The sequence below is a fragment of the Nocardia sp. NBC_01388 genome (assembly GCF_045040085.1).
In the GTDB taxonomy this organism is placed as follows: Bacteria; Actinomycetota; Actinomycetes; order Mycobacteriales; family Mycobacteriaceae; genus Nocardia.
In genome coordinates this window covers 4,746,877-4,768,324 of sequence record NZ_CP109553.1, presented here as the reverse complement: position 1 = coordinate 4,768,324, position 21,448 = coordinate 4,746,877, and the positions used below count along the sequence as shown (strand labels likewise).

Annotated in this window: 18 protein-coding genes and 1 tRNA gene; 6 read left to right on the top strand and 13 right to left on the bottom strand. The window is 65.4% G+C overall.

What is annotated here, in order from left to right:
• Positions 1 to 31 precede the first annotated feature (31 nt).
• Positions 32 to 865, top strand: coding sequence for a DUF4365 domain-containing protein (locus OG716_RS23500; RefSeq protein WP_405132917.1), 834 nt, complete (start codon positions 32 to 34; stop codon positions 863 to 865).
• A gap of 42 nt (positions 866 to 907) precedes the next feature.
• Here OG716_RS23500 and OG716_RS23495 read toward each other — a convergent pair whose 3' ends face one another.
• The 8 genes from OG716_RS23495 to OG716_RS23460 form a co-directional block, all read right to left on the bottom strand.
• Positions 908 to 1,195 (bottom strand): hypothetical protein, encoded by a 288-nt coding sequence (locus OG716_RS23495; protein WP_405132916.1) that lies wholly within the window; start codon positions 1,193 to 1,195, stop codon positions 908 to 910.
• Positions 1,196 to 1,210: 15 nt separating this feature from the next.
• Positions 1,211 to 1,744 carry a hypothetical protein gene (locus OG716_RS23490; protein ID WP_405132915.1) on the bottom strand — a complete coding sequence of 178 codons (534 nt, stop codon included), beginning with the start codon at positions 1,742 to 1,744 and terminating at the stop codon, positions 1,211 to 1,213.
• Positions 1,741 to 3,042, bottom strand: a complete 1,302-nt coding sequence (locus OG716_RS23485) for a phage head morphogenesis protein (RefSeq protein WP_405132914.1) — start codon at positions 3,040 to 3,042, stop codon at positions 1,741 to 1,743. Before OG716_RS23485 ends, OG716_RS23490 begins: the two co-directional genes overlap by 4 nt.
• Positions 3,039 to 3,368: a WXG100 family type VII secretion target gene (locus OG716_RS23480; RefSeq protein WP_405132913.1), complete on the bottom strand. Its 330-nt coding sequence runs from the start codon at positions 3,366 to 3,368 to the stop codon at positions 3,039 to 3,041. The genes OG716_RS23485 and OG716_RS23480 overlap by 4 nt, the downstream gene beginning before the upstream one ends.
• A gap of 225 nt (positions 3,369 to 3,593) precedes the next feature.
• Positions 3,594 to 4,343, bottom strand: a complete 750-nt coding sequence (locus OG716_RS23475; RefSeq protein WP_405132912.1) for a DUF2637 domain-containing protein — start codon at positions 4,341 to 4,343, stop codon at positions 3,594 to 3,596.
• Between the two features lie 203 nt (positions 4,344 to 4,546).
• Positions 4,547 to 5,569, bottom strand: coding sequence for a tyrosine-type recombinase/integrase (locus OG716_RS23470; protein WP_405132911.1), 1,023 nt, complete (start codon positions 5,567 to 5,569; stop codon positions 4,547 to 4,549).
• The gene (locus tag OG716_RS23465) at positions 5,566 to 5,937 is read right to left on the bottom strand and encodes a hypothetical protein (protein WP_405132910.1); all 372 of its coding nucleotides are present in this window, start codon (positions 5,935 to 5,937) and stop codon (positions 5,566 to 5,568) included. Before OG716_RS23465 ends, OG716_RS23470 begins: the two co-directional genes overlap by 4 nt.
• Before the next feature lie 184 nt (positions 5,938 to 6,121).
• Positions 6,122 to 6,194 (bottom strand) — tRNA-Lys (locus OG716_RS23460).
• 303 nt (positions 6,195 to 6,497) lie between these two features.
• Between OG716_RS23460 and OG716_RS23455 the strand changes: the two genes are divergently transcribed.
• Positions 6,498 to 7,715: an Ig-like domain-containing protein gene (locus OG716_RS23455; protein ID WP_405132909.1), complete on the top strand. Its 1,218-nt coding sequence runs from the start codon at positions 6,498 to 6,500 to the stop codon at positions 7,713 to 7,715.
• Between the two features lie 78 nt (positions 7,716 to 7,793).
• Here the strand turns inward: OG716_RS23455 and OG716_RS23450 are convergent, their stop codons facing one another.
• Positions 7,794 to 8,114 (bottom strand): hypothetical protein, encoded by a 321-nt coding sequence (locus OG716_RS23450; protein ID WP_405132908.1) that lies wholly within the window; start codon positions 8,112 to 8,114, stop codon positions 7,794 to 7,796.
• A gap of 185 nt (positions 8,115 to 8,299) precedes the next feature.
• Positions 8,300 to 8,944 carry a cyclase family protein gene (locus OG716_RS23445; RefSeq protein WP_405132907.1) on the bottom strand — a complete coding sequence of 215 codons (645 nt, stop codon included), beginning with the start codon at positions 8,942 to 8,944 and terminating at the stop codon, positions 8,300 to 8,302.
• Between the two features lie 150 nt (positions 8,945 to 9,094).
• Here OG716_RS23445 and OG716_RS23440 point away from each other — a divergent pair, with 150 nt between their 5' ends.
• The 4 genes from OG716_RS23440 to OG716_RS23425 all read left to right on the top strand — a co-directional run bounded on the left by OG716_RS23440 (position 9,095) and on the right by OG716_RS23425 (position 14,996).
• The gene (locus OG716_RS23440) at positions 9,095 to 9,520 is read left to right on the top strand and encodes a Fur family transcriptional regulator (RefSeq protein ID WP_405139863.1); all 426 of its coding nucleotides are present in this window, start codon (positions 9,095 to 9,097) and stop codon (positions 9,518 to 9,520) included.
• Positions 9,510 to 11,729, top strand: coding sequence for a catalase/peroxidase HPI (gene katG / locus OG716_RS23435; protein ID WP_405132906.1), 2,220 nt, complete (start codon positions 9,510 to 9,512; stop codon positions 11,727 to 11,729). The genes OG716_RS23440 and katG overlap by 11 nt, the downstream gene beginning before the upstream one ends.
• A 255-nt stretch (positions 11,730 to 11,984) precedes the next feature.
• Positions 11,985 to 12,752 (top strand): alpha/beta fold hydrolase, encoded by a 768-nt coding sequence (locus tag OG716_RS23430; protein WP_405132905.1) that lies wholly within the window; start codon positions 11,985 to 11,987, stop codon positions 12,750 to 12,752.
• 66 nt (positions 12,753 to 12,818) lie between these two features.
• Positions 12,819 to 14,996, top strand: coding sequence for an ArnT family glycosyltransferase (locus tag OG716_RS23425; RefSeq protein WP_405132904.1), 2,178 nt, complete (start codon positions 12,819 to 12,821; stop codon positions 14,994 to 14,996).
• 65 nt (positions 14,997 to 15,061) lie between these two features.
• On the opposite strand, the gene OG716_RS23420 is transcribed toward OG716_RS23425, so the two are convergent.
• From OG716_RS23420 to OG716_RS23410, 3 genes are all read right to left on the bottom strand, one after another.
• A complete protein-coding gene (locus OG716_RS23420) occupies positions 15,062 to 16,555 on the bottom strand; it encodes an amino acid permease (protein WP_405132903.1) in 1,494 nt (497 codons plus the stop codon).
• 35 nt (positions 16,556 to 16,590) lie between these two features.
• Positions 16,591 to 17,670 (bottom strand): Glu/Leu/Phe/Val dehydrogenase, encoded by a 1,080-nt coding sequence (locus OG716_RS23415; RefSeq protein ID WP_405132902.1) that lies wholly within the window; start codon positions 17,668 to 17,670, stop codon positions 16,591 to 16,593.
• 176 nt (positions 17,671 to 17,846) lie between these two features.
• Positions 17,847 to 21,317, bottom strand: a complete 3,471-nt coding sequence (locus OG716_RS23410; protein WP_405132901.1) for an indolepyruvate ferredoxin oxidoreductase family protein — start codon at positions 21,315 to 21,317, stop codon at positions 17,847 to 17,849.
• Between the last annotated feature and the right edge of the window lie 131 nt (positions 21,318 to 21,448).

Below are 21,448 nucleotides of genomic sequence, written 5' to 3'. Positions count from 1 at the left end.
CCGCAGCGCCTTCCTCACGGTGGGATGGACAGTGGAGGAACTGACCACCAGCGACTACGGAGAGGACTTGCAGGTCCGAATCTTCGATGACGGCGTCGCGACGCCATACCTGTTCTTCGTGCAAGCCAAGCATGTCAAGCGCGGCTCGAAGTTTCGGAGCAAGGATGGTCGCTATATCTCGCATAGAAAATTCGAGCGACATCACTTGGAAAGCTGGGAGAACTTCTCGCAACCGGTGGTGCTGACGCTGTGGGATGCCGAACGGGACGAGACCTATTGGGACATCGCCCAGTCCCTCGACTGGCCACCGACGAGCAGGAAGACTAAGAAGAGCACTGTCCGGTTCCCGACTGACAACCTGCTGGATGCGAACGGGCTGGCTCGGATTCGGGCCCGAACGATCGCCCGGTCGCAGCGGCACGAAAGAGAACTCAGCGGAGTCCAGGTGCTGATCGGTCGCGTGCGTGAGCTGTTCGACGCGGAGATCGACTACGACCCGCGTGCGGAGCGGATCCTGATCACACTCCCGAACGGCGACGGTGATCTCACCTTCTACGGTGAGATGGCAAAAACTCTCGACGAAGTGACCAAGCGGACGGGCTTGGACGCGGCGACTGTCTACTTACTGATGATGGATATGACCTCGGCACTCATCGACTGTGCGGAGAAGTATCCCTTCCCGTTCATCCGTAACGGTTCCGTGAAGCTCGCAACAGGGGCGAAGGACGTATTCAGAGAGGCGATTCGCGACCAGGAGATCAGACCCGGTAGGTCGGTAGGGGAGGGGCTCGCCCGGTTCATCGATACCCACCCCGACCTGGTAGGCCCACGCGCCGACCAACTGGACGATTCGGACCGCGAATAACTCGACCGCACATTTAGCTTCGAACGCCCGTCCAAGCGCAGACTATGCATGGAACTCGCCTTTGGGCAGCCGCGGCCGGGCGGTCGAGGGCCAACCTGGACTCAATTTCAAACTCCAACCGGGCGGCGGGGTGGTGAAGTCCATCCACCGATCGTCGCCGAGCCACAGTGACCACAGCTCTTCTTCCGGGAAGTTGCCCATCCGTACGTGCAGTGTCTGTGTCGGGGTGTGGCCGATCATCCAGCTGTCGTCGTCGGGGTCCTTGGTGAAGGTGACGGTGGCGGCGAGTGCCTCTTCGAGATCGGCGACCCGGTCCGAGCGTGTGACCATTGAACTCCCGGCCTTTCAATCCTCGAAGACAGTGTTGTAGACGATCGTGTCGAGCAGAGTACCGAAGCGTGCACGGTCTTCGGTCGTCCCTGTCGCTTGCAGCAGGTAGGCGACATTGCCGCGTTGATAAACCGCATATCTGGTCATCGTGTACAACGTGAGGTCGCCGGCGGCGAACGTGCCGGACTGGAACGACCATCCGCTGTGGCGGTAGGCAGGCGGCCGGATGACGGCTTGGTCCTCGGTCCATCCCGGCAACTGCCGCGCCTCGGCGAAAGCACTATCGAAGACGGTGAAGAGATCGACACTGGTATCGACGATCGCGCGAGTGAGCACCACCAGGATATTGGTGCGAACCTGTTGGGGCAGTTCATCTTCAACCGCAGCCAAGATCAGGTATCCGGCCTCTGCGCCATCGATCTCGATCCAGGTGGATGGGTCGAGATCGATGCGTATATGGCCTGGAATCGTCCGAGGATCGGCCACCCGGTGGGTGCTGATCGCGATCGCGTCCAGAGCCGCATAGATCGATGCCGGTGTATCGCTCACGAGAACCACCCACCGATCGTCTTACCGAACTGGCCTCCGCCAAGGCCGCCGATGACCCCACCGAGAACTGCGCCCGCTGCGGCACCGACCGGGCCACCGAAAGCTCCTGCGGCCGCACCGATTTCGGCGCCTGCCCACATGCCACCAACCGCGCCCGCGCCCGAGCCGACGGCTTCCGGGATCGATTCGGTACCCGCCTTCACTTGGGTGTATCCGTCCCACGCCTCGTACGCGGCGGCGAGCGGCAGTGCCGCTTTCCCCGCGACACGCAGTGCTCGTGAGCCCGCACCGAGCTCCACCCCCGGTGGGTCGACTCCGGGTGATGCTCCTACTCTGGCTCGAACTTCCTGGGGGTCAGGCAGTTTCGGATTATCCGGATCGACGCCCAGTGCCTGGTTCACCGAACCTCGGCTCTCACTGGAGGATTTGATGATGTCTTCGAGCGCGCCTTCGCGGGTGAGGCCCTTGCGTTCCATCTTTCGGTCGATGAGCTGCTCGAGCGTCGAGTTCGGTTCCTTCTCGGCGAGGTAGGCGGCGGCGTCTCTGTCGGCCATCAGATCTCGGGCCTTGGTGCGTAGCTCGTTACGCAGTTCTAGCGCGATCTTGGTTCGTTCCTCCAGCGACAGGTCGGAGTTCGCCAACTGCTCGTTGATCGCCTTCAATCGCTGCTCACCCGCCGCGTAGTAATTGCGAGTCTCCTCGGATGTCAGTGAGCCATCAGGATATTCGGGCAAGCCGAGGGATCCGAGGCCGAACACGGCATCGAGGACCGGCGGGTGATTGTGTTTGGCGACCTCGGATTCGTTCATCTGCCCATCGGCGCCGTTGATGGCTGCGGCCAGATCGTCGTCCACCATCTGCGCGTTGATCAGCAACTGATTGAGCTCGAGCTGCAGCGCGGCCCGGTTCGCGTCCAGCTTCGCCTTCGCCTCCTTGGTGTACGGGCCATATACGGCGATCGCAACCGTGCCGTTGTCCCCGATGCGCAGCCCCTGTTGCTGTGCGGTCGTTCGCAGTTCGGTGAGTTTCTTCTTGACCGAGGCCACTTCGCTCGAGGCGGTTTTGGCGGCGTCGGCGATAGTGGCGACGTGTGTGCCATGGGCATCGAAGTCGACGCGGGTTTTGCCGACCGACACCTTGGCGGCGTCCGCAGCTCCACCACCCCAGGTTTGGAAGGTCTGCAGACTGCTGAGATCGTCATTTCGCTCGGTGCAATGATCTGCCTGCGCAGAGCAGACTGCGAATACGCGATCGATATCGGCGACGTTCCAGCGATCGATATCGGCGATGGTGATCATAAGTCGAGCGAGCTGGGCCCCAGCGCTTCGCTGTAGCGGCTCAGCTGGTTCCGGCGCTCGGCGTCGGTCAGGTGGAGCTCGTTCGCCACGGTATGGATATGTGCCGAGTGATTGTCGAGGTTGCCGGTCAATGCGTTGGCGGACGTTCGCAGCCGCTCGACCGCAGCGCTCAGCGCGGCCGCTGAGCCGCCGACCCATCCCGCACCGGCGTCGTCCATCTCCGTATGTCCCTGACCGAACAGGCCGGCGCTCTCATTGGCCCAAGTAGTCAACTGGTTCGCCGAACTGCGCAGATCAGATAGTTTGGCGTGCACCTCGTCGGCCATCGGCTACCCCCTGACTTCCCTTTGCTGAGCCGCAACGACGTGACGCGCTGATTCGAGAGCGCGCCCGTTGATCCAGTCCGTCACGCTACAGGCTAATTCTCGGTGACGAGGATCATCCTATGGACTTGATTTCGGCTAGGTGGTCTGCCTGAAGGAATCCGTTACCGGCCCGTCTTGAAGACGCGCCGATTCGGATGCTGTCAGCGAAATGGAAACGATCAGCAACTATGTAGCAGTCCTTTCCGCTGTCAGAGGTAGCGAAGCGTGGTCTGATGGGATGTGTTTGCGGGCCTGAGTCAGGATTCGGCTGACGCTCGAGCGGCTTCGGTTCAGTTCGTGTGCGATCTGTGATGGGTTCCGGCCGTCGTTGTGGTGAGCGGCGAGGATGCGGGCAACTAGAACAGGATCGCGTCGGTGTGCCGGATCGTTGGCGCAGACCTTCGCGGCCACCCGTGTCCACGGGTCGGTCCCAGTGATATCCGGCTCATCGGGTGTGCGCACATCGGATGGCGCAGAGGCTGCAGTCTCTGACGACAGGTGATCACACGCATCGGATTTCACCGAGTCTCCGTGCGCGCTGTGCGGAGAATGAACAGCGTGCGCACGCGACGCAGGGGTGTGTGCGAGGGCCAGCAGTGCGAGGGTCGCCTGCGTCATTGATCCCTCGATGATCATCGGCCAAATCCAGGCTTCCGGTTCTGGGATCCCGGCGACGATGGCGAGGTCGCGCAGCGCGGTGAACGACAGACTGAACGCGCCGGCGGCGATAAGCGCCGTCATGAGAGTGGCGAGCAGATGTATGGCCCGGGAGCGGGCGTGCGCACGCAGCAGGACAGTGACACCGTGCACCGCTGCCAGCAGCGCGAAAGGCGGCACAATGGCCACCGCCGCCGCCACGACCGGCAGGGATTGAGCGTGCAGGACAGCGTGCGCAGCGTTACCGCCGATACTGACCGCGGCCGAGACAGTGAGCACGCACCAGAAGAATCGAACCGCGGTGACCGTCCCGGGCTCGGATCGTAAGGGGGTGGGCGAGTGCGCCGAGTGGACAGTCGTGCGCACGGAATCCCCGTTGGTAGTCATAGCAAATGCTCCAGGTGGATTAGTGGGTCCCGGCCATGTCCGGAGTTGCCGGAGTGGGGTGAAGGGACGACGCGGCCAGGACCCGTTCCGGATGATCAGGCGGTGACTGCGAGGGGATGCGGCTCGCCGGTGAGAGCCGCCAGTGCGAGCGCGACTTCTTCGATCTGAGCCCGCACATAGGTGGCGGTGGAACCGTCAGATTTGCCTTCGGCGTGGCCGGCGTAGGCGCGGGCGATGGCGTATCCGAAGGTGCGCTCGACCCAGGTCAGTGTCGTATGCCGAAGCCAGTGGGTACTGATCTGCTGTTTCTCCACCCACGGCAGTTCGAGGCCGATCCTGGTCCACAGGCCGTCGTAGCGGCGCCGGGTGATCGGTTTGCCGCTGCGATAACGCAGTAGCTGTTCCCCGAGATACGCTCCGCGAGTTTCCCCGTGGTGCACCAGGTTTGCCATGAGCGTTGGTGAAACCGGCTGCCAGCGTGAGGTCTTGCCCTTCTCCTGCAGAAAGATCAGGCACTGGTGGGGGTCGAGATCGTCCGGGCGCAGGGCCAGTGCGCCGCCGCGGCGGCACGCGGTTTCCGAATGCAGCCGCAACAGCAGAGTGTCGAGATCGGGATCATTGCCAGTGGTCGCCGCGATGTGGGCGATTTCGGCGATCTGGGTCAAGGGCAGCCCGCGCCTGGTTGAGGGGACCCGGCGCGGCTTGGGCACCCGGCGCGCCGGGTTATCGCCGGGCCTGATCAATCCGTCGTTCTCCGCGAGCCGATACAGGAATCGCAACGCTCCGATCATGGCTTCGGCGGCTCCGCGGCCGTCGCGGGCATTGCGATCCTGTTTTGCGTTGCGCCGTGCGGCGTCTCGCATATCAGTGATCTGACCATCGGTCGGCTCGTCGATGCGGCGATCGCCCCACAGGTTTTCGAGGGTCTTCCAATGGGTGTTGTAGGTCTTGAGGGTGCCCGGCGCGACGACTCTGGCTCTGACCAGAGGGATGTATTCGGCGAACGTCGGTGCCGCTGGACGGATATCGAGAAGGTCAGCGGGGGTGATGCCCATCCGGGCCAACAGCGTGCGGGCGGCATCGAGTTCGGCCGCGCTGACCTGTTCGGCGGCGGTCATCGCTGATCACCCCCATCGATCCGAGTGCGGATGTCTGCGATGAGGATGTCGAATGCGTTCTGGCAGACGATGATCAGCCGATGCTGATCCGGGTGAGCGGCCAGCAGCACCCGGTGGCCGATACGCAGTCGTGCCGCGCGCCTGATCGGAGCGGGGATCGGCAACTGGCCGTTGCGGGCGATGGCGTACGCGCTATCGGGAGATGAGGTGACCAGGAGGACATCGGGCAGCGCAGGTTCGATGTCGATCGGCGTCCCGGCCTCCCACCCCAGTGCCGACAGCACCGATCGTTCCGCGATCCGGCCGGCATAGTTGACCAATACCGACCCGAAAATCACCGGAACCCGGTTGTAGGACGTGGTTGGCATCGCTTCGAGTCGTCCACGCGAACGTGGGACCACCATCGAATTAGGCAGGGAGAGAGGAACGACCGGCGGCACAGTGCCGACCTGGTGCTTTGAAAGGAAACCGCTGGTAGAAGGACTACCCGGACCGTGTTCCAGTGCACTAGAGCACGGAACACGGTCATTCTTTTCGTGAGCAGAAAATGGGTGCGCCATCAGGGACTTGAACCCCGAACCCGCTGATTAAGAGTCAGCTGCTCTGCCAATTGAGCTAATGGCGCATGCTTGTGCATTGGGGTCTCTGCCTTGCGGCTTCGGCCTCTCTGCGGTGCGGAAGAAACATTAACAGGCTCTGCGTGGAAAAGTGAAATCGTATCCCTGAGCTGCGGTTTTTGTGGGGGTGAAGATCTCGGGGGAGTGTTAACGAATCGGGGGGCGGTGGGGATGAAACGGTCGAGCCCTGCGGGGGCGGGGCGGCGCTGGTGCGGTGTCGCTTCCTGGCAGGGCATGGAGGTCGAGCAGACGTGGTCGGGGCCGAATGCGCTCGGAGACGGCTACGTACCGAGACGTGAAGTGGGGTTGTCATGAGAGTTGGGCAGGGCCGGAACCGCTCCGGGCAGTGGCGGGGATCGGCCGCACTCTTGTCGGTGCTCGCGCTTGCGCTGGTGGCGTGCACTTCCGGGAACTCGTCGAAGGATTCGGGGTCGGTCACCATCGATTCGAATCCGGTCAGTGAGCTGGTGAAGCCGAAGCTGATATCGCCGGTGCGGGATGGCGACCGCGGGGTTTCGCCGGGTGATCCGCTGGTGCTGCAGGTCCAGGACGGCAGGCTCACGAATGTGGCGCTGACCAATCCGGACGGTAAGACGGTCGCGGGGGAGTTGGCCCCGGATGGGCTGAGCTGGAAGTCGACCGAGCAGTTGGGCTTTGCGCGCACCTATAGGCTCGCGGTGGAAGCCATCGGCCTCGGCGGTGCGACCACCTCGACTATGAGTTTCAGCACGATTTCGCCGAACAATCGCACGCACCCGTACCTGCTGCCCGCCGAGAACGAGGTGGTGGGCATCGGCCAGCCGGTGGCCGTGCAGTTCGACGAGAACATTCCGGACCGCCGGGCCGCGCAGAACGCGATCAAAATCACCACCACGCCCGCGGTGGAGGGCGCCTTCTACTGGGTGAACAATCGCGAAGTGCGTTGGCGGCCGGAGCATTTCTGGGCTCCGGGCACTCGGGTCGATATCAATGTGCACGTGTACGGCAAGGATCTGGGCAACGGTCTGGTCGGCGATTCCGATATCACCTCGAATTTCACCGTCGGCGATGCGACGGTCTTCACCGCGGACGACAACACCAAGATGGTGACGGTGGAGATGAACGGCGAGGTGGTCAAGACCATGCCGACTTCCATGGGTAAGAACAGCGCACCCACCGACAACGGCATCTATATCGTCGGCGACAAGTTCGACAAGATCATCATGGATTCCTCCACCTACGGCGTCCCGGTGAGCTCACCCAACGGCTACAAGACGCCGGTCGACTGGGCGACCCGAATCTCCTACTCCGGCATCTTCTTCCATTCGGCGCCCTGGTCGGTCGGGCAGCAGGGCTACAGCAATACCAGCCACGGCTGCCTGAACCTGAGCCCGGAGAACGCGCACTGGGTGTACAACAATGCCAAGCGCGGCGACATCACCATCGTCAAGAACACCGTCGGCGGCACCCTGTCCGGCGTGGACGGACTGGGCGACTGGAATGTGCCGTGGCCGCAGTGGAAGACCGGCAACGCCGACGACAATCGCTGAGGCAGACGAAAAAGTAGGGGCGCCGGCAAAAGCCGGCGCCCCTACTTCGTGCTCGATGATGCTCTGCGAACCGCAGTACTACAGGCTGGGCAATCCCAGATTGCCGCCACCGGTCAGGCTGCCGCAGCCGAGGCCGGCGGTGCCGACAATGGTGGACGCGCTACCGGTGACCGCGCACAGCGTCTTGAAATTGCCGAGCAGCAGCTTGTCGAGATTGGGGATTCCGAACGATCCGGTGCCGGTCGACCCCGTGGTCGCCAGCCCTCCCGCGCTGCCGGTGTTGGCGGACCCGGACGCCGAACCGGTGACCGAAGCCTCCAGCGGATCGCCCGACGTCGTGGTGGTGGATGCGTCCGTGAGGGTGATTTCCGCGGAGGCGACAGCAGGAGCTGCGGTCATGATGGCTGCAGTGGCTAGCAGAGTCGTTACGGCCGAACGCTTCACGTGAGGGTCTTCCTTGATCGAGCGCGGGTCGGGGGCCCCGACTCCCCCTTTGTTGCCATGCAGTCTACGAAGATCACGTGGCCTGCGCCACAGTATCCAATACAGAGCTGTACAGGTCACAAGTGGATACGCACCGGCGGTCACCCGACGCGAGCGATGGCTCGCACGGGCGCTCCGTCGGCGCCGGGCAGATTGAGGGGGAACAGGGATACTTCTATGCCGAGGCCCTGCTGCTGTGCGTGGAGCACCTCGGCCAGGCCGGTGAGATTTTCGGCGATCACGGCATGAGCGCCGCACAGTATTCTATGCGACGGAATGTCCTGTGCCGGAGTGGGATCCACGCTCAGCGCATCGATCCCCACGGTTCGTATCCCGGACTCGACCAGATAGCTCGCCGCCTCGGGCGTCAGATACGGATGTGCCAGGTAGGTGGGTGTTCCCCAATGCTCCGACCACCCGGTGGCGATCAGCACGATCTGCCCGGCGGCGATTTTGCCCTCGAAGAACTCGCGCCCGATCGCAGTGCGCTCCGCCGACCCCCGGGCGTCCACGACCACGGCCGGCCCGATGAACCGTTCCAGCGGCAGCGCGTCCAAGGTCGGCAGCGAGTCGTCTATATGGGCCGGCGCGTCCACATGCGTCCCGCTCTGCGATCCCATCCCCAGATGCAGCACATTCACTCCATCCAGCGGCACCGTGAGGGCAGGACGGATCCGCACCTCGGGATCGCCCGGATATACGGGCATCCCGCTCCGCAACGGAACCGACAGATCGATGATGCGCATGGTCAGCCTCCGGGCGTTCGGTCGTGACTCGTAGGTAACTACGAAATTTCCGGTTCCGGAAGGGGTGAACATGGTTTGCGAAAACCATGTCGGCCAAGACTGGAATGAGTCATACTTCGGAACGTGTCCACCGCAGCCGAATTCGGGCGTATGTTGCGCGGGGTCGACCTGCGTGTCACCGCGCCGCGGGTAGCGGTGCTGAGTGCGGTTCATGCCCATCCGCACTCCGACACGGACTCCATTCTGCGACGTGTCCGCGAAGCGCTCGGCACCGTCTCCCACCAGGCTGTTTATGACGTACTGCGGGCATTGACCGAGGCCGGTCTAATGCGGCGGATTCAGCCCATGGGTTCGGTGGCGCGTTATGAGACGCGGGTCGGGGACAACCACCATCATGTCGTGTGCCGGTCGTGCGGCGCTATCGCCGATGTCGACTGTGCGGTCGGCGAGGCGCCCTGTCTGACCGCTTCCGACGACAACGGCTTCGTCCTGGACGAGGCCGAGGTCATCTACTGGGGCGTGTGCCCCGACTGCTCGACACTCCACTCCCGAAAGGAAATGCCCCGTGACCGTTGAACATCCGCCCATCGGTGAGGCCCAAACCGAACCCGCCCAGGGCGGTTGCCCTGTCGCGCACGGTCGTCTCAAGCCTCCGGTCGAAGGCGGCAGCAACCGTGACTGGTGGCCGAACCAGATCAATCTGAAGATCCTGCAGAAGAATCCGGACGTGCTGAACCCCTTCGGCGCGGACTTCGACTACGCCGCCGAGTTCAAGACGCTCGATCTGGCCGCGGTGAAGCAGGACATCGTCGAGGTCATGACGACCTCGCAGGAGTGGTGGCCCGCCGACTTCGGCCACTACGGCCCGTTCTTCATCCGGATGGCCTGGCACGCCGCGGGCACCTACCGCATCAATGACGGCCGCGGAGGAGCGGGCGCGGGCATGCAGCGGTTCGCGCCGCTCAACAGCTGGCCCGACAATGCCAGCCTGGACAAGGCCCGCCGCCTGCTCTGGCCGGTCAAGCAGAAGTACGGCCGCAAGCTGTCCTGGGCCGACCTCATCGTCTACGCCGGCAATGTCGCGCTGGAGGACATGGGCTTCGAGACCTTCGGTTTCGGTGGCGGCCGCGTCGACCAGTGGGAGCCGGAGGAGGACGTCTACTGGGGTCCCGAGCAGGTCTGGCTCGGCGGCGACGAGCGCTACACCGGTAAGCGCGACCTCGAAAACCCGCTCGCCGCAGTACAAATGGGCCTTATCTACGTGAATCCGGAAGGCCCCAACGGCAATCCGGATCCGCTGGCGGCGGCGACCGATATTCGTGAGACGTTCCTGCGCATGGCCATGAACGATGTCGAGACGGCCGCGCTCATCGTCGGTGGTCACACCTTCGGCAAGACGCACGGCGCGGGCCCGGCCGATCACGTCGGCCCGGAGCCGGAGGCCGCTCCGCTGCAGGAGCAGGGCCTGGGCTGGAAGAGCTCGTTCGGCACCGGCGCCGGCAAGGACGCCATCACCAGTGGCCTCGAGGTCACCTGGACGCCGACTCCGACCAAGTGGGACAACACCTTCCTCGAGACCCTGTACGGCTACGAGTGGGAGCTGACCTCCTCGCCCGCCGGCGCCAACCAGTGGGTCGCCAAGGACGCGGAAGCGATCATTCCCAATGCGTTCGACTCGTCGAAGCAGCTGCCGACCATGCTGACCACCGACCTGTCGATGCGCATCGATCCGGTCTACGAGCAGATCACCCGGCGCTGGCTGGCCAACCCGCAGGAGCTGGCGGACGAGTTCGCCAAGGCCTGGTACAAGCTGACCCACCGCGATATGGGCCCGATCGTGCGCTACCTCGGCCCGCTGGTGCCGTCGGAGCCGCTGCTGTGGCAGGACCCGATCCCCGCGGTGACCGGTGAGGTCATCGGCGCGGCCGATATCGCCTCGCTCAAGAGCACCCTCCTGGGCTCGGGTCTGACTGTCTCGCAGCTTGTTTCGACCGCGTGGGCGGCGGCCTCGTCGTTCCGCGGCAGTGACAAGCGCGGTGGCGCCAATGGCGGACGTGTCCGTCTCGCGCCGCAGAGTGGTTGGGAGGCAAACAATCCCGACGAGCTCGCCCAGGTGATCCGCGCGCTGGAGGGCATCCAGGAGTCCTTCAACGCCGCCGGCGGCGCGCAGGTTTCCTTCGCCGATCTCGTTGTGCTCGGTGGTGTCGCGGCGGTCGAAAAGGCTGCCAAGGACGCGGGATTCGACATCACGGTGCCGTTCACCCCGGGTCGCACCGATGCCACCCAGGAGCAGACCGATGTGGAGTCCTTCTCCGCGCTCGAGCCCGCTGCCGACGGTTTCCGGAACTTCCTGGCGAAGGGCAACCGGCTTCCGGCCGAATACCTGCTCATCGACAAGGCGAACCTGCTGACCCTGAGCGCTCCGGAGCTGACGGTGCTCATCGGCGGCCTGCGGGTGCTGGGTGCGAACTACAACCAGTCGCCGCTGGGCGTGTTCACCTCGACCCCGGGTGCGCTGACGAACGACTTCTTCGTGAACCTGCTCGATATGGCCACCACGTGGGAGCCGACCTCGTCCGATGAGGAGACCTTCGAGGGCAAGGATCGCGCCACCGGCCAGGTGCGCTGGACCGGCAGCCGTGTCGATCTGCTCTTCGGATCGAACTCGCAGCTGCGTGCGCTCGCGGAGGTCTACGCGACCGACGACGCCAAGCAGAAGTTCGCCGAGGACTTCGTCGCCGCATGGGACAAGGTCATGAACCTCGACCGGTTCGATCTGGCCTGATCGACTCCCGATAGGGTTCTGAATACGGCAGCAGCCCCGGTCCGCAAGGGCCGGGGCTGCTGTCTGCCGCGAGACCGCCCACCGACTGCACAGGAAGTGTCCAGCTGGTCGCCAGGGTCGCTGTTTACCCTGATTACGCGAGCTATTCGTGTCCGACGAGCCGAACGGAGCCACACAATGGCAGTCAGTAGGCGGCCGGTGATGCGGGCGGGGGATTTGCTGTGGGGGCGAGTGCACCGCGTAGGTGAAGCCCGTATGCCGCAGTTCGAGCCGGCGCGGTCGCCGGGCGGTGAGCCCGTGGTGCTGCTGCACGGCCAGCCCGGTGATCGATCCGACTGGGACGCGGTCATCGCCTGTCTGCCCGGTTCGATCGACGCCATGGCGCTGGACCGTCCGGGATACGGCGAGAACCCTTGTCCGGCAACAACTGTCGAGGACAATGCGCGCTGGCTGGGGGAGCGCCTGGAGCGCGAGCAGATCACCGATGCGGTCCTGGTCGGCCATTCCTACGGTGGCGGGGTCGCGCTCGCGGCCGCGGCCATGGCGCCGGAGCGGGTGCGCGGCCTGGTGCTGCTCGCCAGTGTCGGGCCGGGCTGTCTGACGCCCTGGGACACCATGCTGGCCGCACCCGTCGCCGGTCCGATGATCTCGGTGACCGCATGGTCGCTGCTGCCCTGGCTGGCGCGCCGGTATCCGGATCACACCGCGAATCCCTCATGGCAGGCGCTGGCCGAGATCCATCACGCGCACGGTGCGGTCTGGCGCAGCTTCCTGTTCGAGCAGCGTGAACTCCGGCACGGTTTCGAGCGCTGGATCGCCGCGCTGCAGCAGGCCTCGGTACCGACCCTGGTGGTCGCCGATTCGACCGACAAGGTGGTTCCCGTCGCCACCGCCCGGGCCCTGCACGAGCAGCTCCCGTGCTCGCGCCTGGAGCTGGTGCGCGGCGGCGGTCACCAGCTGCCGCGCCGAATTCCGCAGGTCATCGCGGCGGCGATTACCGACTTCGTCGAGTCGCTGGACTGAAACGCTCGCAGCAACCTCACGGGTTGCTCCCAGGGCTCTCGCCGCTGGGGTTGCGTAAATAGTGAGGTGACTACGACACTCGACGCGGCGCCCGGGGCGAACCCGGAGTCCTCCGCGGCACCGCGCCGGCGGATCTCTTGGGATCGCACGGTCTGGGAACGAATCGCACTAGGGGGCCTGCTCATAGGGACGGCGGTGATGTATCTCTGGAACATCACCATCAACGGAATGGGCAATCAGTTCTATGCCGGTGCCGCACAGGCCGGTTCGAAGAACTGGGAGGCCCTGCTGTTCGGCTCGCTGGACACCGGGAACTTCATCACGGTCGACAAGCCGCCGGTCTCGCAGTGGGTGATGGGGCTGTCCGGGCAGATCTTCGGATTCAGCAGCGCCAGCATGCTCATCCCGCAGGCGCTGATGGCGGTCGCCGCGGTCGCCCTGCTCTACGGGGCGGTGACCAGGATCAGCGGTCGCACGGCAGGTCTGGTCGCGGGTGCGGTACTCGCCCTGACACCGGTCGCGGCCCTGATGTTCCGCTTCAACAACCCCGATGCCGTCATGGTGCTGCTGATGATGGCGGGCGCCTACTGCACGGTGCGCGCCCTGCAGCGCGGCTCCACCCTGTGGATCATGCTGGCCGGTGTGGCGCTCGGCTTCGCCTTCCTGGCGAAGATGCTCGAGGGTTTGATGGTGCTTCCGGCGCTCGGGCTCGCGTATTTGATCGCGGCGCCGAACCCGCTGCGTACCCGCCTGCTGCAATTGTTCGGCGCGACGGTCGCGCTGCTCGCCTCCTCCGGCTGGTATGTCTTCGTGACGCTGCTCTGGCCAGCTTCTTCGCGGCCGTACATCGCGGGTTCGACCGATAACAACTTCATGAATCTGGTGTTGGGCTACAACGGATTTGCGCGAGTACTCGGCCGTAATCACGGTGGCGGCGGGCGCGGCGGTCAGGGACCGACTACGCCGGCGGTGCCCCCGGCCGGTCAGAACCTGCCGGGTCAGACTCCCGGCGTCCCCGGTGCGGCGCACGGCGCGGCGCAGGGCGCGGATGCCGCGGCGCAGCGCGGTGGCGGTGGTTTCGGTGGTTTCGGCGGCCAGAGCCACGGCTTGAGCAGGCTGTTCGGCGGCGAGTTCGGCTTCGAGATCGCCTGGTTGCTGCCCGCGGCACTGCTGGCCTTCGTCCTGGTCCTGATTTCCCGGGGCCGCGCACCCCGTACCGATATGGTGCGTGCCGGTGCGATCGTTTTCGGTGGCTGGATGGTCATCGACGGTCTGGTGCTGAGCTACATGCAGGGCATCATCCACCCGTACTACAGCCTCTCGATCGCCCCCGCGATCGGAGGCATGTTCGCCATCGGCGTCTTCGAGATGTGGCGGGCGCGCGAAAGCTGGTTCGGCCGTGCAGGTTTGGCGGCTCTCATCGCCACGAGCGGTATCTGGAGCTATATCCTGCTCGACCGCAACTCCTCCTGGATGCCCGCGCTGCGCATCGCGATTCTGGTGGTCACCCTGCTGGCGACGGTGGCCCTGGTGATTCCGTGGAACGGACAGGTCCGCAAGCGGGTGGCGGTAGTCGCTCTGATCGCCGGATTGATCGGCGCGATGGGCGGATCGGCGGCCTATGCGGTCACCACGATCGGTGTGGCGCATCAGGGTGGCGGTCCGACGGTGGGCCCGGTGATGTCCGGTGCGGGCGGAAACCGCGGCGGCATGGGCGGTTTCGGCGGCGGCGGGCAGAGCAATCCGCAATTGGACGGGCTGCTCGAGAACACCACGACCAAGTGGTCGGCAGCGACGAACGGTTCGTCCACGGCCGCCGGACTCGAATTGTCCAGCAGTACCGCGGTCATGGCGATCGGCGGCTTCAGCGGCAGTGATCCCACGCCGACGCTGAGCCAGTTCATCGACTACGTCAAGAACCACCAGGTCACCTACTACCTGGTGCAGCAGGGCGGACGTGGCGGTGGCGGCGGTACTCCGGCCGATACGGCGCCCGGAAACATCGGCGGCGCTCGCGATACCGCGGGCGGTACCCGTGACACCACCGGCGGTACTCGTGACAATGGCGGCCCCGGACGGCCCGCCGGTACGGCACCCGGCGATCCTGCTGCCGGAAATGCCGGTGGCGGTGGCGGTTTCGGTCGCAATGGCCACACCGACATCACCAACTGGGTGGCAGCCAATTTCAAGCCGGTGACCGTCGGGTCGACCACCGTGTACGACCTGTCGGGTTACACGGGCTGATCTGCGGTACCGCGGCGAACCCGTCCACAATGCTGTGGGCGGGTTCGTTGTCGTCCGGGGCGGGTTTACGGCACCGGTGCGACGGCGTGGTCCGCGACCGGCGGCTGTTGCCGTTGTAGCGCCGAATGCCTTCGGCCGTAGGCGAAATAGACGACCATGCCCAGTGCCATCCAGAGGACGAAGCGCAGCCAGGTCTCGATGGAGAGATTGACCATGAGCCACAGACATGACAGCGCGGCCAGGATCGGGACCAGCGGCACCCAGGGGACGCGGAAGCCGCGGGGCAGGTCCGGGCGAGTGCGGCGCAGGATCGGGACGCCGATCGACACCAGTGCGAAGGCCACCAGCGTGCCGATATTGACCATCTCCTCGAGCGTGCCGAAGTCGACGAATCCGGCCAGCAGCGCACAGACGATGCCCACCATGACGGTCAGCCGCACGGGGGTGCCGTGCGGACCGGTGCGGGCCAAGCTCCGGGGCAGCAGGCCGTCGCGGGCCATGGCGAACAGCACCCGGGTCTGACCCAGGAACATGACCATGACGACGGTCGAGAGCCCGGCGAGCGCGCCGATGGAGATGATGTTCTTCACCCAGGTCGCGCCGTTCAAGGCGAAAGCCGTTGCCAGCGTGGCATTTCCGTCTGCGAGCGCGGTATAGGGCACCATGCCGGTGAGGATCAGCGATACCGCGACGTAGAGCACGGTGACAATGGCCAGTGAGGCGAAGATGCCGCGCGGGACACTGCGCTGCGGATCGCGGGTCTCCTCGGCGGTGGTGGCGACCACGTCGAATCCGATGAAGGCGAAGAACACCAGGCTGGCCGCGGCCAGCAGTCCGTACCAGCCGAAGCTGGTGCCCCCGGAGCCGGTGAGGTAGCCGAACAGCGACTGCCGCAACCCTTCCGCCTTCGCCGACGGCTGGGACGGCGGAATGTAGGGCGTCAGATTCGAGGCCTTGAAGTAGGTGGCACCGACCACCAGCACCAGGGCGACCACCGCGAGTTTGATGGCCACCGCGATGGCCGACACCCGGGAGGACAGTTTGGTGCCGGTGGCCAGCAGGATGCCGACCACGGCGATGATGAGTACTGCGCCCCAGTCGAAATGGATCGAGCCCAGGGTGATGATCGGTGCGTGGGAACCGAGCACCTCGCCCAGGTATTGCGACCAGCCCTTGGCCACCACGGAGACCGCGAGGGCGAATTCCAGGATCAGATCCCAGCCGATGATCCACGCGATGATCTCGCCGAAGGTGGCGTACGCGAAGGTGTACGCGCTGCCCGCCACCGGCACGGTCGAGGCGAATTCGGCGTAGCAGAGCGCCGTCAGCCCGCACGCGATCGCCGCGAAGACGAAGGCGAGCGATACCGACGGCCCCGCGACCGTGCCCGCGGTGCGGGCGGTGAGGGTGAAGATGCCCGCGCCGATGACGACCGCGACACCGAAGACGGTGAGATCCTTCGCCGTCAGCTCCTTGCGCAATGTGGAATCCGGGTCATCGGTGTCCTGGATCGACTGTTCGACTGATTTGGTGCGGAACAAACCGCTTCTTATCGCCACTCTGGGGTCTCCTCTTTGAAACTGGGGCGTCGCTGTCAGATCGACCGCGGGATGGCATCGAGGCGACGCTCGGCGAACCGGTTTGCCGCAGCGCCGGTTCCGATGCCCTCGGCCTCGGCGACTGTGATGATGTCGCGGCAGCGGTCGAAGATGCGGGTCACATCCGATTCGATCTCGGCCGGATCGGCGGCGCGCAGCTCTCCGGCAACCTGCATGAGCCCGCCCGCATTGGCGACGAAGTCGGGCACCCAGGTGATGCCGCGCTCGCTGAGCGCATGCTCCACTTCCGGTTGTGCCAGTTGGTTATTGGCCGCGCCGCACACGAGTTTGGCCTCGATGACCTCGGCGCCGGCCGCGGTGAGGGTGCCGCCGAGGGCGCAGGGTGCGTAGACGTCCACGGGCGCGGTGGCGACCGCGCTCAGCAGTCGCACGCCGGGATGCTGCTGCGAAATCCTGTGCAGTGCCGCATCGTTCACATCGGTGACGCAGACCTCCGCGCCGTCGGCGAGCAGCAGGCTTATGAGTTCGCGGCCGACCTTGCCGGCACCCTCGACGCCCACCGTGCGGTTGGCCAGCGATGCTGTGCCCCAGACGGATTCGGCACCGGCGCGCATGGAGTGGAAGACGCCGAGCGCGGTCAGCCGGGCACTGTCGCCGGACCCGCCCGCCGCCGTGCTGCGACCGGTGACATAGCGGGTGTGCTTGCCGATCACATCGAGGTCATCGGTATCGGTGCCGACATCGCCGGCGGTGATGTACCGCCCCCCGAGGGTTTCGACGAAGCGTGCGTAGGCGGCGAGCAGCGCCTCGGTCTTGGCGACGGCCGGATCGCCGATGATGACGGCCTTGCCGCCACCCAGATCGACGCCGGAAGCCGCTGCCTTGTAGGTCATTCCCCAGGAAAGCCGCAGGACGTCTTCCAACGCCGCGGACTCGTTCGCGTACGGATAGAAACGGGTGCCGCCGAGGGCAGGGCCGAGCGTGGTCGAATGGATCGCGATAATGGCCTTCAGCCCGGTCCTGTCGTCCTCGCAGAACACGACCTGCTCGTGGCGTCGCGCGCTCAAGTCGTGCGAGCGTCCGAAAACGCCTGCCTCGGTGTGTATTACGGGCATGGATGATCCTTTCCGATGCCATCGCCACGGCGGCCTGGTGAGCCTTCGCGCTGTCATGGCTGATGGGTGCCGCTGTTGCGGCTGGGTGGGGCTGTGCTGGATGCGGCAAGGTCTTCCGGCCGCCCCTCATTCGCGGCCGGATGATTCCTTGCTCGGGGAGTTGCGCGAGCGCTGGATCAGTGCTCGATGCCGAGCTCGCGCAGTCCTGATCGGTACAGCTCGACATTGGCGAGCTTGATGTCCTCGTAGCCGCGGACAAGGTCGGGGAGTGCGGCGGCCTTTGTTGCCGTGTCGTAGTTTTCGGTGCTCAGTGTGGCGGCGAGTCGTCGCATCAGATCGGTGTAGTGGGCGAGCAACTCGCGCTCCACCTTTCGGACGCGGGCGTAGCCGAAGGGGTCCAGCCGGGTGCCGCGCAGGGCCTTGCCCTTTGCTAGAACCTTCAGCGCCACATGTGATTTCGGAGCAAGGCCGATCTTCTTCTTGCGTCCCATGGTGCGGAGCATCGGCGGGTGCAATTTGTAGGTGAGTCGTTCGCCGCCGGGCACCTGCGACTGCACCTCGGCGAGGAAGGCCGGATCGACCAGCAGGCGGGCGACTTCGTATTCGTCCTTGTAGGCGGTGAACTTGTGCAGTCCGCGCGCGACGGCCTCGCTGAAATCGGTGCGGGAGGTGACCGTTCGCTCCGCTGACCACACGGCCTGGACGGTGTCGAGGTATCGGCGGGCGACCTTGGCGTTCTGGTATTCGATCAGTTCAGCGGCGCGCAGTTCCACCAATCGCCGGACTTCGCCGTCGAAAGTGGTGCCTGCCAGCAGATCTGCAGGAACAGCGCGGATATGCTGCGGCGGCACCGCTGCGGTGGCCGCGGCGAAGGCGGCGGCATCGGCGATGGCTACGCGACCCCAGCGGAACGCCGCGATATTGGCCGCGACCGCGACACCGTTGATGCCGATGGCCTCTTCGATGGCTGCGGCGGGCAGGCGTAGTCCACCGGTTTGGAAGGCCGCGCCGACCATCAGGAAATTCGCCGCGGCGGTAGTGCCGAACAACTTCTCCGCCGCTGCCAGCGCATCGAAGTGGCTCAGCGAATCCGATACCGACGCAAGGCGATCCAGCAGTGACTCGGTCTCCGGGTACGGGACCGACTTGTCGTACACCATGTCTCCGGTCGGCGTCCGGCTGGTCGAGGCGATTGCCACGGTCCCGGCGGGGTTGCCGTACTGGAGGTTCTTGGCATCGGTCGCGGTGAGGAGATCGATCGCGATGACGCAGTCCGCGCTGCCCGGGGTGAGCCGGTTGGACGGCTCCAATTCGGTTGCCGAGAAACGCAGATGGGAGATGACGGGTCCGGCCTTCTGGCTCAGCCCGATCTGATCCAGGCTCTCCACGTCGTATCCGGCGCGCAGGGCGGCGGTGGCCAGCACCTGATTGACCGTCACGATGCCGGTGCCGCCGATCCCGGCGAGCAACACGTTCTGCGTGCCCTCCGGTGCGCCGAGGCCCGGATCGGCCACCACGGGCGGCTCGACGGTCTTCCGAGTCTTCTTGCGGCCCTTTCCATCCGGTGTGAGTTCCACCGTCACGAATGATGGGCAGTCACCGTCCAGGCAGCTGTAGTCGGTATTGCACGAGGTCTGATCGATCCGGGTCTTGCGCCCGAATTCGGTCTCGACCGGTTGTACGGACAGGCAATTGGATTTCGCGCCGCAGTCGCCGCAGCCCTCGCATACGGCTTCATTGATCACGACCCGGGTGTTGCGGACGGGCAGGGTGCCGCGCTTGCGCTGCCGGCGCGCATCGGCCGCACAGTGCTGGTCGTAGATCAGGACGGTGACGCCCTTGATCTCCCGCAATGTCTGCTGCGCTTCGTCGAGCCGGTCGCGATGCCACAGCGCCGTGCCCTTGGCCAGTGCCCGCTTATCGTGCCGCTTCGGTTCGTCGGCGCAGATGATGATCTGCCGCACGCCCTCGACGGTGAGCTTGTGCGTCAGCTGCGCGACGGTGAGCCCGCCCTCCACATCCTGCGCGCCGGTCATGGCGACCACTTCGTTCCAGAGCAGCTTGTAGGTGATGTTCACCCCGGCGGCGACGCAGGCCTGCACGGCGAGCTGTCCGGAGTGGAAGAAGGTCCCGTCGCCGATGTTCTGAAACAGGTGCGGCACATCGGTGAACGGCGCCTGGCCGATCCACTGACTGCCCTCACCGCCCATCTGGGTCAGTCCGGTGACCGCGCTGTCGCTGCGACCGGACATGGTCACCAGGGTGTGGCAGCCGATACCGCCGCCGCCGATCGACCCCTCGGGCAGTGCGGTGGAGCGATTGTGCGGGCATCCGCTGCAGAAGTACGGTGTGCGCTTGGCGGACAGTACTTCCAGTGAAAGTGATGGCGGCGCAGCTTTTTTCAATTCAACGTGATCGCGCAGCACTCGTCGCAGCGGTCCGAGCAGCCGGCCGGGGGTCAGCTCGCCGTCGGCCGGCATGAGCAGCGCTCCGCGTCCGTCCTGCTTGCCCAGGATCCGGGGTGCGTCGACCGCGCCGTAGAGGATTTCGCGGATCTGGGTTTCGAGGAAGGCGGTCTTGTCCTCCACCACGATGATCTGCTCGAGGCCCCGGGCGAATTCGGTGACCTGCTGCGCCCCAACGGGATACGGCATTGCGATGCGCAGCAGGCGAATACCGGCGCGGTGCATGACCGCCTCGTCGACACCGAGGTCGAGCAGGGTCTGGCGGACCGCGTCGAAAGTCGTTCCGGTGGCCGCGATACCGATCTTCGCCTCGGCCGGGTTCACCTCGATGACGTCGAGATCGTTTGCGGCGCCGAAGGTGCGGACCATCGCCCAGCGCGGACCGTACAGATCGGCCTCGGCGAGCACTGCGTCGGTCGGGGCCGCCATGGGCCGCTGCCGGTAGGCGAAAGGCTTTCCCTCCCAGTGCACCTCGGGTACCACGAGCGGGAGATCGGCCACCGAGGCATCGACCGTCCAGGCTCCGTCCGCGACATCGGCGACGATCTTCATGGCGACCACGCAGCCCGACGCGCGGGAGAGTGCGATCCCGGCCATGCCCAGGGTGATGATCTCCTCGGCATTGCGCGGGAACAGCACCGGTACACCCATGGCGGCCAGCGAGCGCTCACTCACGGCGGGGACCGTCGACGACTTCGATGCCGGATCGTCTCCGACCAGCAGCAATACCCCGCCGCGCGCATTGACCCCGTACATGTTGGCGTGCCGAATGGCATCGGTCGCCCGATCGACGCCGGGCCCCTTGCCGTACCAGACGCCGACCACCCCGTCGTGGGTCGGCCGCCCGGCGGGCAGATCGGCCTGGCTGCCCCAGACCGAGGTGGCGGCGAGCTCCTCATTGACCCCGGGCACGAAGGTGATGTCATGTTCGGCAAGCACATTCGGCATGCCGAGCAGCATCTTGTCGACTCCGCCGAGCGGGCTGCCCTGATAGCCGGAGACGAAGGTGGCGACCCGCCGTCCGGCCCGCATATCGCGGACGTGCTGCTCGACCAGCAGCCGGGCAATCGCCTGAACGCCGGTGAGCAGGACCGGGCCCGCCCCGGAGCGATAGCGGTCGGCGAGGTCGTACGGGGCGGCCGGCTCGGCCTGCTGGGCTGATGGGCAGGCAACGCTGGTCATGAACAGTCACCACACTTTCCACAACTCAGATCGTGAGCTGCAAACGAAAGGAATAGCTATCGGTGCTGCGCAATTTGCCGTGAATGTGTGATCTGTGTCAACAGACGGCCGAAATATTGATCAGACTGCTC